Annotated in this window: 11 protein-coding genes; 4 read left to right on the top strand and 7 right to left on the bottom strand. The window is 65.4% G+C overall.

The genetic code is table 11. From position 1 onward, the window contains the following. Positions 1–105: 105 nt before the first annotated feature. From MU582_02615 to MU582_02595, 5 genes are all read right to left on the bottom strand, one after another. Complete coding sequence (locus MU582_02615; GenBank protein ID UPK75549.1) at positions 106–1,296, bottom strand: ROK family transcriptional regulator; 1,191 nt, start codon at positions 1,294–1,296, stop codon at positions 106–108. Between the two features lie 105 nt (positions 1,297–1,401). After that, entirely contained in the window at positions 1,402–2,382 is a 981-nt protein-coding gene (locus MU582_02610) for a D-2-hydroxyacid dehydrogenase family protein (protein ID UPK75548.1), read from the bottom strand. 103 nt (positions 2,383–2,485) lie between these two features. Next, positions 2,486–3,706: a formaldehyde dehydrogenase, glutathione-independent gene (gene fdhA / locus MU582_02605; GenBank protein ID UPK75547.1), complete on the bottom strand. Its 1,221-nt coding sequence runs from the start codon at positions 3,704–3,706 to the stop codon at positions 2,486–2,488. 201 nt (positions 3,707–3,907) lie between these two features. After that, positions 3,908–5,584, bottom strand: coding sequence for an FAD-dependent oxidoreductase (locus MU582_02600; protein UPK75546.1), 1,677 nt, complete (start codon positions 5,582–5,584; stop codon positions 3,908–3,910). A 5-nt stretch (positions 5,585–5,589) separates the two neighbouring features. Continuing rightward, positions 5,590–5,733 (bottom strand): hypothetical protein, encoded by a 144-nt coding sequence (locus MU582_02595; protein UPK75545.1) that lies wholly within the window; start codon positions 5,731–5,733, stop codon positions 5,590–5,592. Between MU582_02595 and MU582_02590 the strand changes: the two genes are divergently transcribed. The 4 genes from MU582_02590 (at position 5,732) to MU582_02575 (ending at position 9,838) form a co-directional block, all read left to right on the top strand. Next, positions 5,732–6,316, top strand: a complete 585-nt coding sequence (locus MU582_02590) for a dihydrofolate reductase family protein (protein ID UPK75544.1) — start codon at positions 5,732–5,734, stop codon at positions 6,314–6,316. The genes MU582_02595 and MU582_02590 overlap by 2 nt on opposite strands. Before the next feature lie 119 nt (positions 6,317–6,435). Next, on the top strand, positions 6,436–7,689 hold the full coding sequence (locus MU582_02585) for an MFS transporter (protein UPK75543.1): 1,254 nt from the start codon (positions 6,436–6,438) through the stop codon (positions 7,687–7,689). Between the two features lie 5 nt (positions 7,690–7,694). After that, positions 7,695–8,057 (top strand): metalloregulator ArsR/SmtB family transcription factor, encoded by a 363-nt coding sequence (locus MU582_02580; protein UPK75542.1) that lies wholly within the window; start codon positions 7,695–7,697, stop codon positions 8,055–8,057. Positions 8,058–8,632: 575 nt separating this feature from the next. Further along, positions 8,633–9,838, top strand: a complete 1,206-nt coding sequence (locus MU582_02575; protein UPK75541.1) for a protein rep — start codon at positions 8,633–8,635, stop codon at positions 9,836–9,838. A 209-nt stretch (positions 9,839–10,047) separates the two neighbouring features. Here MU582_02575 and MU582_02570 read toward each other — a convergent pair whose 3' ends face one another. Both MU582_02570 and MU582_02565 read right to left on the bottom strand, forming a co-directional pair. Beyond that, complete coding sequence (locus MU582_02570; protein UPK75540.1) at positions 10,048–11,292, bottom strand: site-specific DNA-methyltransferase; 1,245 nt, start codon at positions 11,290–11,292, stop codon at positions 10,048–10,050. Next, a complete protein-coding gene (locus tag MU582_02565) occupies positions 11,289–12,095 on the bottom strand; it encodes a hypothetical protein (GenBank protein UPK75539.1) in 807 nt (268 codons plus the stop codon). The genes MU582_02570 and MU582_02565 overlap by 4 nt, the downstream gene beginning before the upstream one ends. Between the last annotated feature and the right edge of the window lie 92 nt (positions 12,096–12,187).

The raw sequence follows: 12,187 nt of genomic DNA, 5'->3' as shown, positions 1-12,187 counted from the left end.
TTAACTGCAGTGAGTTTATTTAGTATTAGGCGCTTTACCTAAATCGAGACCTTACCGTACGGAAGGCGGAACGCGGAAGGGTTGATTCCGAAGTACGCCCCAGGCCTAGAAACGGGCGAGGTAGCCGTCCGCCACGACACGATGCGCGCCTCTGCGGACCGACTCGGCGCCGAGCTCGGACACGTTGATCTCGCACGAACGCAGATGCTGCGGCAGCGCGCGCACACGCAGTTCGTCGTCGAAGGCGTCCCAGTACAGCGGCGCGAGAGTGGTGAAATGCCCACCGAGCAACAGCTCTGACGGATTCATCAGGTGTAGCAGTGTCGAGACGAGCCGGCCGAGCCAGCGCCCTTGCCGGTCCAACACCTCGCGAGTCTCGGGATCGGCGTCGACGGCCAGGTCGCTGATCCGCGACAGGAGATCCGGAGCAGTCATGCCCGCTGCGCCCACGCGACCCTCCCCCAGACCGAGGTCGCGTACCAGCGGACCGAGGCCGATCAACGCCGCGGCACAGCCCCGTCGCCCGCATTCGTGCATGGGGCCGTCCGGGTCGAGCAGCGTGTGTCCGGCCTCGCCTGCGAGGCCTTGGGCACCACGTACGATCTCACCGTCGACGAGATGTGCGCTGCCGAGACCGACGTCGCCGTAAACGACGACTACGTCGTCCGCCAGACCACCACGACTGCCACGTTCGGACGCCGCGGAGAAGTTCACCAACCGGTCAACGATCACCGGAGTCGAACCGATCGAAGTGGTCGCGTGGAGCATGTCCGCCAGCCGGACCTCGTCCCAGCCCAGGTGGGGACCTGATCGCACGACTCCTGCGTCGATCATCGCCGGCACAGCTACCGCGACCCCGGCCAACGTGCGATGTGCGGCCTCGAGCTCCGCTGCCGCATTCGCAGCGATCCGTACCACCTCGTCCGGGTGGGGCGACTCGTCGAACTGCTCGACGTTCTCGGCGACCAGGTCTCCGCGAAGGTCGAAGGTCGATACGACAACCCGGTCGATGTTCACCTCGATGACCAGTGTCACGGCATGCGCGGCGTTCAGTTCGAGCAGACGTGCCGGACGACCGCGGCTCGCCGTCTCACGGGTGCCGGTCTCGCGTACGATGCCTCGCTTGTCGAGATCGGAAACGAGGCTCGTGACCGTCGGCTTCGTCAGGCCGGTGCGCGCAACGAGGTCGGCGCGCGAGATGCCGTCGCCGTCGCGGATCAGGCCGAGTACGAGGCGGATGTGATGGCGTCGCACATCCGACGATCCAACTGTGCCTGCCGAGACGAACTCCGACACCGTCCGCCCCCTTCCGCCAGATATCTGCTCGCCACCGTACGCGATGTGCTGTTCGAGCCGGTATGCCAACCGAGATCCGACAGGTCCAGTGCAGCGGCCCAGCGGTCAATGGGTCGACATCGAGGGGTCGAGGAGCTCCGCCGGGTCGAGTTCGCAGCTGACGTACGCCGCGAGCTGACGGGCGGCGATGGCCGCGAACTCCTCGAAGTGCTCCTCGACGGTCCAGCCGACGTGCGGGGTGAGAAGCACATTCGGGAGGTCCCGCAGCGGTGAGTCGGCCGCCAGCGGCTCCTCGGCGAAGACGTCGAGACCGGCCGCAGCGAGCGGGCCATCTCGGAGCGTGTCGACCAGGGCCGCTTCGTCGACGATCGCGCCGCGAGCGGTGTTGACCAGCACCGAGCCGGGTTTGAACATCGCCAGCTCGCGCGCGCCGAGCAGACCGCGCGACTCGCCCGACAGCCGGAGATGGATCGAAACGACGTCGGACGTACGGAGCAGGGTGTCGAGATTGACGCGGGTCACGCCGTCGTCTGCTCCGGACGATCCCGGGCGTTGCCAGCCGACGACGTCCATACCGAACGCCTCCCCGATCCGCGCAACACCCGCGCCGAGCCGGCCGACACCCAGCAAGCCGAGTCGCCGACCGCGCAGGCATCGACCGACGAGCCCCGGCCACTCGCCGGAAGCCATTCCGCGCTGCGCCTCCGGGAAGCGCCGCAGACAACCGATCATCAGGGCGAAGGTCAGCTCTGGGACAGCGGCGCTCGCCGCCGTCGCACCACGGCCGAGAGCGACCGCGACACCGCTGGCTCTCGCCGCCGCCTCGTCGACGTGGTACGCATGGCCGCCGGTCTGCAAGATGAGCTCGAGCGAGGGGAATCGGGCGAGCGTCGCCGCGTCGAACTTCGTCCGCTCGCGGATCGCGAGCACCACGCGTACGTCCGCGAGCTCGTTGTCGGACAGATCTGCCACCGGCGAGCCGGCAAAACGTACGTCTGCCAACTCGCGCAACCGCTCGGCCGCCGGCGCGGCCTCGATCAGGCCCTCGGTGTCATCGAGTACCAACAGCGTCGGGCGGTCAGGCATTCGGCGGTCCTTTCACACATGGGCGCCGGCCCCCAAGCGAGGAGACCGGCGCCCATCATCACACCAGTGTGGTCGGAACGAGCCAGTACGTACGCGACCCCGGTCAGCTCTTGACGTACCCGTTCGGGTTCAGGACGTACTTGGTGGCCGCCCCTGCATCGAACTCGGCGTACCCGCGCGGCGCATCGTCGAGCGAGATCGCCTTTGCGTTGACGGCCTTCGAGATGTTGACCTTGTCATGCAGGATCGCCATCATCAGCTCACGGTTGTACTTCATCACCGGGCACTGGCCGGTGGTGAACGACAGAGACTTCGCCCAACCAGTACCGATGCTGATCGACAGCGACCCGACCTTTGCCGCTTCGTCGATGCCGCCGGGGTCGCCGGTCACGTACAGACCGGGTATGCCCAGTGCACCGCCGGCAGCGGTCAACGTCATCAACGAGTTGAGAACCGTCGCCGGCGCCTCCGTCGCCTTGTCTCCGCCACCGTGTCCGCGCGCCTCGAAGCCCACCGCATCGACCCCCGCATCGACCTCGGGTACGCCGAGGATCTGTTCGATCTGGTCTTCTGGAGCACCAGCACCGACGTTGATCGTCTCGCAGCCGAAGCTGCGCGCCTGCGCAAGTCGATCATCGTTCATGTCGCCGACGATGACGACCGCAGCGCCGAGGAGCTGTGCGCCGACGGCTGCGGCAAGGCCGACCGGCCCCGCTCCGGCGACGTAGACGGTTGAGCCAGGACCGACGCCTGCGGTGACCGCGCCGTGGAACCCGGTCGGGAAGATGTCGGAGAGCATGGTGAGATCCATGATCTTCTCGAGCGCCTGGTCACGGTCCGGGAACTTGAGGAGGTTCCAGTCGGCGTACGGCACCAGCACGTACTCGGCCTGTCCGCCGACCCAGCCGCCCATGTCGACGTAGCCGTACGCACTGCCCGGTCGGTCCGGGTTGACGTTCAGGCAGATTCCGGTCTTGCGCTCCTTGCAGTTGCGACAGCGGCCGCACGAGATGTTGAACGGTACGGAGGCGACGTCGCCGACCTTGGTGAACTCGACGTCGGGCCCGACCTCGACGACCTCCCCGGTGATCTCGTGACCCAAGATGAGCCCGGCGGGTGCAGTGGTACGGCCCCTGACCATGTGTTGGTCGGAGCCGCAGATGTTGGTGGTGACGGCGCGCAGAATCGCTCCATGCGGCACCTTTCTTCCGACGTTGGCAGGGTTGACCCCTGGGCCGTCCTTCAGCTCGAACGTCGGGTAGTCGGTGTCGACGACCTCGACGACTCCGGGTTCCTTGTACGCGACTGCCTTGTTACCGGACACGATTGCTCCTCCTGCGACGGTGCGGGTCGTGCAACCCGACTGCACAGCAAGGTCCTACGTGGCGATCCGACCCCAGGCTAGCACCGGGAATCGGTTCCCGGGCTAGAGTCAGTTTTCCCTTACTCGGCGGGCGATCGCGGAATGCGCACGGACGGCGACCTGGGCCGTGATCTCGGCATTGGCCGCGACATTGTCCGCCGGTCAGGGAGTGGCGACGTCCGGCGCGGCGGCGAGCCAGCGGTGCACCTGGGGAATCACCGAGGCCCCCTCACCACTGGCGGCGGCGACGCGCTTCATCGAGCCCGATCGGATGTCACCGACCGCGAAGACTCCCGGAACTGTTGTCGCGAGCTCGACCGGTGGGAGTCCGTCGGTCCAGGCGTGTTGCGGTGCGTCGCGGCCGGTGAGAACGAAGCCATGGTCGTCACGCGCGAGTCCTTCGGGCATCCAGTCGCATTCCGGCGTGGCGCCGAGCAACAGGAAGAGGCCCTGTGCGTCCACTCTGGTCCGCTCGCCCGTACGAGTGTCTTCGAGGCAGAGCCATTCCAGATTCGGGTCGCCGCCGCCGTCGACGACCTGCGTACACGTCTGCACGGTGATGCGCGAGGTGAAGGCGATCTCGCCGATCAGGTACGACGACATCGTCTCCTCGAGACCCTCGCGTCGCACCAGCAGGCGTACCGAACGCGCAAAACGGGCGAGGTGGACCGCGGCCTGGCCTGCCGAGTTGCCGCCGCCGACCACGACGACATCGCGATCTTCGAGGTCGCGGGCCGCAGTGAGCGCCGCGCCGTAGTTGACGCCGGCGCCGACCAGCGTCTCGATCGGCTTCACCCCGAGCTTGCGGTAGGTGACGCCGTTCGCGATCACCACGGCGCGCGCTCGGATGTCACCTCCTTCGGTGCGTACGACGTGCGGGGCACCGGGGCGAAGCTCCAGCGCCGGCCAGCCGGTGAAGAACTGCGCGCCGAACCGGAGCGCCTGGTTGCGGGCGCGCTGCGCGAGCCGCATTCCGGAGATGCCGCGGGGGAAACCGAGGTAGTTGCGGATCATCGAGCTCGTACCGGCCTGCCCGCCGACCGCTCCGGTCTCGAGCACAACCGTGGACAACCCTTCGGACGCCCCGTAGACCGCGGAGGCCAGGCCCGCCGGCCCGGCGCCGATCACGACCAGATCGACCACATCGCGGACGTTTACCTCATCGGGTGCGCCGTAGATGGACCGCGCCACGTCGCTGACCGACCGCGGGGCGATGGGGTCTCTGATCATCGACCACACCAGCGGGAAGTCGACGTCGGACGGGAACCTGTCACGTACCCGGCGTCCCACCTCGCTCTCCGGTTCGTACAGCCGGGTCGGCATGCCCATCCGGTCGAAGAAGTCGCGGATCTGAGTGGTCAACAAGGAGTTCGACGCCCCGATCACCTTTGCCGTGATCGCTTCCGGGTCGGGCACTGTCGAGCCCCAGTCAGAGAGCAGGTCGGTGATCGCGTTGTGGAACTCCTCGTCGCGCGGACCGCGCGGCATCAGTAGGTACGCGTCGTACTTGCCCTTCGCCATGCCATGGCGCAAACCCGGAGCGTCACGGCCGAACCGTTCGAACGGCGTGACAATCACTCGCCGTGCGGTGGGCACCGCCATCCGCCACTTCGCGAACGCACCGAGGACATGCTCATCGGGAAGTTCAGAATCCGATACGTACAAGGCGATCGGCACTCCATCGGCCTGCAGCTTCTCGGTGAGTTCGAGCACTTCGCCACTTGACCTGGCCGGCCGCAGGTCGTACTCGCGCTCGTACCGCCAGAACGTGTCGACGAGCTCGTCGGCGTACTCCTGCGATGCCAGGATGATCGCCGGTCGCGGTGCGGTCGATTCCATGACCTTCAACGTACTCGCTCGCGCCAGCGCAGTCCGGTGGTTTTCGCCGCAGCCCGTTGCCCGAGCGCGTACGCCGGTCGCAGCGATGACCTCGACGGCCGGGATCCGTCTCGACCCTGCACAGTGACGCAGATACGGAGGTACTCCATGGCGCGGATAGTGGTAGCAAACTTCACGAGCATCGACGGCGTCATCCAGTCGCCGCTCTCGGCCGACGAGGACCGCGATGACGGCTTCGTGGATGGCGGTTGGGTCACGTCACATAGCGATGAGACGGTAGCCGACTTCATGCGCCGCACGACTGTCTCCGCAAGTGGCTTGTTGGTCGGTGGCCGCACGTACGCAATCCTCACCGAGGCTTGGTCGGCGGTGGACGAGGCCGAACCCGCCGTCGCAGCGATGAACCGGATGCCGAAACACGTCGTGTCGCGGAGGGCAACGCTGAGCTGGCGGAACTCTCAGCGCATCGAGTACGACGACACCTGCGACGGGGTGCGCCAATTGAAGTCGCAGGCATCGGGCGATCTGCTCGTTCTCGGGTCAGGAACACTCGTCGCATCGCTCGCGGCAGGTGATCTCGTCGATGAGTACCGGCTGCTCATATTCCCGGTGATCCTTGGATCCGGCAAACGCATGTTCGGCGTACGTGGCCAACTCAGCCAGTTCGACCTCGCTAGTACCGAGACCTCTCCGAGTGGCGTTGTGATGGTGACGTACGTACGCCGCGCCTGACGGCGGCCTCGGCGACTGTTCACGTGTCAGTTGACCGTGCCCCGCTCGGTTGCCGGGGGACACTCGATCGCGTTATGTTCATATCTGCGCACATATGAATATGACGTGGAGGCGTAATCATGCGAGGCGTTCTCGCGAATCGGGAGTATCGACACCTGTTCTCGGCTCAGGTCGTTGCGTTGGTCGGCACCGGGTTGTTGACCGTCGCGCTCGGCCTGCTGGCGTACGATCTGGCGCCGGACTCAGCCGGTGCTGTGGTCGGCACGGCGCTGACGATCAAGATCGTGGCCTACACCGTGTTGTCACCGGTGATCGCGGCACTCGCGGAGCGCATTCCCCGCCGCGGGCTGCTGGTGAGTGCCGATCTGGTCCGCGCTGCGGTCGCGGCGTGTCTGCCGTTCGTGGATTCGGTGTGGCAGATATACGTCCTGATTTTCGTACTGCAGACCGCGTCCGCGGCGTTCACCCCTGCGTTTCAGGCGGTGATGCCGTCGGTGCTGCCGGCCGAGCGCGACTACACCAGGGCCTTGTCACTGTCGCGCCTGGCGTACGACCTGGAGTCGTTGTTGAGTCCCGCGTTGGCGGCGGCGTTGTTGACCGTTATCGGCTACCGCAACCTGTTCGCCGGCACGCTGATCGGGTTCCTCGCCTCGGCGCTCCTCGTGGTGACGATCAGACTCGACGTGCCGCGCGGCGAACCGGACTCCGGCGCGTCGTTCTGGCAGAAGGTCACCTACGGCACGCGCCGGTTCCTCGCAGCGCCGCAGCTGCGCGCGCTGCTTGCGCTCGACCTGGCGGTCGCCGGCGCCACCGCTGTCGTTCTGGTGAACACAGTCGTGATCGTGCGTAGTGCATTGGGGTTGGGCTCCAGCGACGTTGCGGTAGCGCTCGCCGCATATGGCGCGGGCTCCATGGTTGTCGCGCTGGCCCTCCCGCGTGTGCTCGACCGCACGACGGACCGCCGCGTCATGATCCCCGCCGGGCTCGCCCTCGGCGTCGGCGTCGCGCTGTCGGCGGCTCTGCTCGGGGTCGACCTGTCGGCGACCCTCACGTGGGTGGCGCTTCTGGTCCTGTGGTGCCTGCTCGGTGCGGCAACGTCGATGATCCTCACGCCGTCGGCGCGGCTGCTGCGTCGCCACAGCGACGAGCAGGATCGACCCGCGATCTTTGCCGCGCAGTTCTCGCTCTCCCACGCCTGCTACCTGGTGACCTATCCGATCGCCGGATGGGTCGGGAGCTGGGCCGGTCTCGCGTGGGCATCGGCCGTTCTCGCTGCCATCTCCACCGGTGCTGGAGTTGCTGCGATGCGGGTATGGCCGACATGGTCACGAGTTGACGAGCCGACCACGACCCCAACAGGCACGGCACAATAGTCGGCATGCCCAAACCCGAGGCCGGTATCGACGGTGTCAGCTGGCAGCACGACAGGCCGCCATCGCCGGACCAACTCGCGTTGGCCGCCGAGGTTTTCGCGCAACTGGCCGACCCGACGCGGCTACACATCCTGTGGATGCTGACGTACGACTCGGCCGACGTCACGACCTTGGCCGAGCAGGTCACGACGAGCCGGACCTCCGTGAGTCAACATCTCGCGAAACTGCGCCACAGCGGACTCATCGAGGCCAACCGGCAAGGTCGCCGCATGATCTACAGCCTGCGTGGCGGCCACCTCACCCGGCTCGTCCGCGAGGCAATCAACCACGCCGACCACGAAGTATCAGGGGAGCCGCACCACCGATAGGTGCCCCGGCTGACCTGGGCCAACGCGGGGAATGGCAGGTGGAGCCGCCTGTCGGAATCGAACCGACGACCTTCTCATTACGAGCGGGCCTGGCGCATACGTAGCGGTGGTTTCACCCGTTGCGTAGGCGGCAATGGCGGTCGCTAATGCTCTGATTTTCGTCACGCGGGCACGCCAGGGGCACGTGCGCGGCAAGCATGGCTCGTCGCTCAGATGTTCCTCGTAGTCTCGACAAACGCACGCCCGGCCTTCCGGTCATTGGTGACGACCGTACGGGACCCGGCCGGGCCATTGGCAGTACGGCGTCCACCGCGACGGCGAAGGCCCAGCGCGGGCAGGCGCGGCCCGGAACGGGCCGAAGGTCCGCATGCCCGGCCGCGCCTGCCCGCGCGGCCGGGCCGAAGCCGTCAGACGGTGGACGCGGCCCGGCCTCTGGCCGGGCCCTTGGGAACAACGCGGATAAGTCTTCACAAGATGACCGCGAGCGGTCGGCGCAGGCTCGGCGTCGTCGCTACGGACTGCGGAACACACTGTGGCGCGAGTCGTCGCTGGAACGTGTCCGTGCCTGTGGCCGTGTGGCACGTGTCGAGCAGATCGGCGTACGCGCACCCGGCCCTGCTTCCGGTGGTCGTGCGGGGTTCTCCGGTCTCGCTACGTGTGGGTCGCCGTGGGCGTGTCCGGTGTGTGCGGCGAAGATCGCGGCCGAACGTGCGGGCGACCTCGGGCACGTCCTCGCGTGGGCGACCCGCGAAGGCCATACGGCGGCTATGGCGACGTTCACGATGCGGCACAACAAGGGGCACAGTCTCCGCGAGTGCTGGGATGCGCTGACGGCTGCGTGGTCGTCGGTGACCTCCGGGAAGGCGTGGGCAGGCGAAAGCGTCGCGGCGCACGACAAGCGCCTGTGCAAGTGGGAAGGCGACTGGGCAAACGACTGGAAGGGCTCGCGACCTCGCCCGCGAGCCGAACGCACGATCGGACTGGTCGAGCGGTTCGGCGTGGTCGGGTTCGCTCGAGCGCTCGAGGTGACCTATGGCCGCAACGGCTGGCACGTGCACCTGCACGTCGTGATGGTCCTACGCGGACAGGTCTCCCCCGACGTTGTACGTGTTCTCGGCGACCTGATGTACGGGCCGTGGTCGCGTGCGCTTGGCCGCCGCGGCTTCGACGTAGCCCGACAGTTCCAGGGCGAGGAAGACGGCAAGGGCGGCGTCCACACCCGCACCGCCGCCGACGCCGAGACGTGGCTCGCCGCGTACCTCGCGAAGCAACTCGCGCTAGAGGCCACGCACGGCCACGCCAAGACCGGCCGCAAGGACTCACGGACACCCTTCGAACTGCTGGCCGATGCGGTCGAGCACGCCGACGCGGACGCCCTCGATCGGTGGCATGAGTTCGAGGAAGTCTCGCGCGGCCGCAAGCAACTCACCTGGTCCGAAGGGCTCCGCGAAATGGCCGGGCTTGCGGTCGAGGAACGCACCGATGAAGAGATCGCCGCCGACGAACAAGGCGGCGACGCCGACGTACTGCTGCTCGACTCCGACGCCTGGCGGACCGTGCGAAACGAACAAGTCGACCTGCTCGAAGCCGCCGAGCACGGCGTACGCGGCGCTATCGCCTGGCTCGACAACCGCGGGATCGAATACACGATCACACCGGCCGGGCTTGGCGCGATCGGAGCGAGAAACTCGTCACGCCTTGACAGAGCCCTAGACGCCGCCTCGCCCCCCGATACCACCGCTCTTCCGCGCGTTTGCCGCGCGTCGAGCGAAGGACTCTGAGCGCATCGCCTGCATGTCATAGTGAGCTCGTTCGCGTGCACGGTGTTCCTTGGCGGGATCACGCTCTTCGACAGCCTCCGCGTAGGTCAACTCCGCCAGAGATTGAACCGCCGTTTCAACGACGACATCGTCGCCAGCGGTCACCACGTACTTACCGTCGTCACGCTGGACTAACTGGACGCCTGACCTGGGGTTCTCGCGGATGACTGTCATTTAGGCTTTGTACCAGTCACGTCGTACTCGAAGAGAGCCTTGTTGGAGTTCCGCTTTCGGATCGTCTCGACACGCACGTCTGTGAAGCCAAGTGCACGGAGCATCTCGGCATACCACTCGTGCGCAGGAACCTCATGCTTGTAGAACGTCGAGTTGCCGATGATGTAAGACACTCGGCCACCCGGCTTCAGGTGCTCGGCGATGCCTTGGAAGTGCAGCCACATATCGTGGTGGTACTTGTGTACGTAGGTCGCTAGCAACGGACCGTTCTTGCCGCCATCCGTCGAAATGTTTTCACACACGCCTTTCATCGCCTCATCGATGGGGGTCTCAACCTCCGCAGTCCAGGAGTTCAACTTGCTCGTAGCCGTCCCCCAAGTTCCCCCGATCGTTTGCCAGTCGAGGTCCCCGGCATCGCTTGCCTCGTCGAGGTAACGCATCCAGTACATGTATGGGCGAAGCTCGCGAATGTAACTCATGCGATTGACGTACGGCGGAGATGTTAGGACAAGATCAGCCGGGGCTAGTGTCTTCAACACTGTCCGCGAGTCGCCGAGTGCAACCGTTGCTGACCCGGCAAGATCGAACCGGCCAGACTCGATTACGGAGGCCATCTCAGTACCGTACGCCTCAAGAGCGCGCTCGGCGTCGTTCATGTCGAAGAGCACATCATCGCCTGATTCAGCCTTGAATGACATCGACTGGTGGTTGAATGCAGCGTTCGAGCACGAGATCAACGATCGACAGAAACCGATCTCGAGGAGATCTCGGACCTGTCCCTCGAACAGGTCGAGCTCGTAGCGCAGTGCTTTAAGCGCGTGGAGCGCACCTGCACTCCACCACTTCTCGATCTTGAAGAGCCTGGGCTGCCATAGGTCACTGCCCTCTTTATGGGTACGAGCTGCGTCGACGATGGACTTCGCAGCTTCCGAGACGGCAAGGAGCACATCCTCCGTATAGTTCGTAGCCTTCACGTTGCCGAGCCATACGAGGAACGGATTTATATCTACCGACTGACCAACGTGTCCGAGTTCAGCTGCCGCAAGGGGTGTTGTGCCGGTACCTGAGAACGGATCCGTGATCACACTGCCGCTCGGCATCTGAGATATGCGATCACGGACAAGCCGTACCCCGTACGCAGGGGTAAGACGAAGCCACCCATGGCGACCGACTCCCATGTTGGCGCGGAACGTCATATGTTCGTTGCGCCCGTGCATCGCACGGTCGATCGCTTCCGTCACTTTGCCTCCAAGAGGTGCCGCAGGACATCTTCAAGGCCAGCCCGCAGGTCATCTGTGCTTCGCTCAAAAAAGGCCGCGAGGTCGAATCCGATCACCTTGGCTACAAAGTCAAACGTGCTGTGGAGCGGATCGCCAGCGCCAACAGTGCCCAGAAGCACGCTCCAGTTTCCAGTCAGGTAACGCGCGCGAACGACGTTGTTGATCTGGGTACTCATGATCGTCAGCACTGGCAAGTATCCATGGCCGAGCGCCTGCGCCGCGTTTGCCAGATCTGCGTTTTGCCGCTTGGAGTCTGCACTCTTGTAACCTTGCCGAACCTCGAACACAGCACCTTTCAAGGGCACAGTTATCGCAAGAGCCCGCTGCTGCTGCTCGATCCATGCCTCAACCCGCTCGCTCGCAGCGTCATCCCTTACGTCGCTCAGCTCCACCCGGCCATCGAGAGACAGAGTACGTGCCTTCTTGGTCTCATCCTCGCTGTCAGGGAGCACCTGATACGACCACTTCACTTGCTCTTCGGACAGGTGCAGCTCATCCCTTAGTACCTGCCGGAACAGCCGCTCACACCCGATGCCGAGTTGCCGGTAGACGGAAGTCATACCACCAGCAGCCTTGTGAGCCGCGAACATCAGGGGTGAGTCAAGGCCCATCCAGTGGTACAGCGGGTCAGCGCCATAGAGGTCCGTGAACCCGGGAAGGTCGACCTCGTCGCCACCCCCCATCTTCGGCAGGTAAGCAGCCGACGTGCGAAGGGGCGCAAGAAGCGTCTCTCGATACAGTCGATCACGGTTCGCGTCTGTCAAACCTCTAGCCTTCCTGCGCATGCGTCCATGATGAGACTACGGCTCCAAGCCCTAGCGCATGATGACGACACACTAGCGACACCGACGGACAG

It is taken from the genome of Nocardioidaceae bacterium SCSIO 66511, from assembly GCA_023100825.1.
GTDB lineage: Bacteria > Actinomycetota > Actinomycetes > Propionibacteriales > Nocardioidaceae > Solicola.
This window is presented reverse-complemented; position numbering and strand designations above follow the sequence as displayed.

What these genes read in the sequence shown, in the direction of transcription:
- MU582_02610 (UPK75548.1), bottom strand. Translation starts at nt 2,382, where the DNA reads ATGCCTGACCGCCCGACGCTGTTGGTACTCGATGACACCGAGGGCCTG.
- MU582_02600 (UPK75546.1), bottom strand. Translation starts at nt 5,584, where the DNA reads ATGGAATCGACCGCACCGCGACCGGCGATCATCCTGGCATCGCAGGAG.
- MU582_02590 (UPK75544.1), top strand. Translation starts at nt 5,732, where the DNA reads ATGGCGCGGATAGTGGTAGCAAACTTCACGAGCATCGACGGCGTCATC.
- MU582_02595 (UPK75545.1), bottom strand. Translation starts at nt 5,733, where the DNA reads ATGGAGTACCTCCGTATCTGCGTCACTGTGCAGGGTCGAGACGGATCC.
- MU582_02585 (UPK75543.1), top strand. Translation starts at nt 6,436, where the DNA reads ATGCGAGGCGTTCTCGCGAATCGGGAGTATCGACACCTGTTCTCGGCT.
- MU582_02580 (UPK75542.1), top strand. Translation starts at nt 7,695, where the DNA reads ATGCCCAAACCCGAGGCCGGTATCGACGGTGTCAGCTGGCAGCACGAC.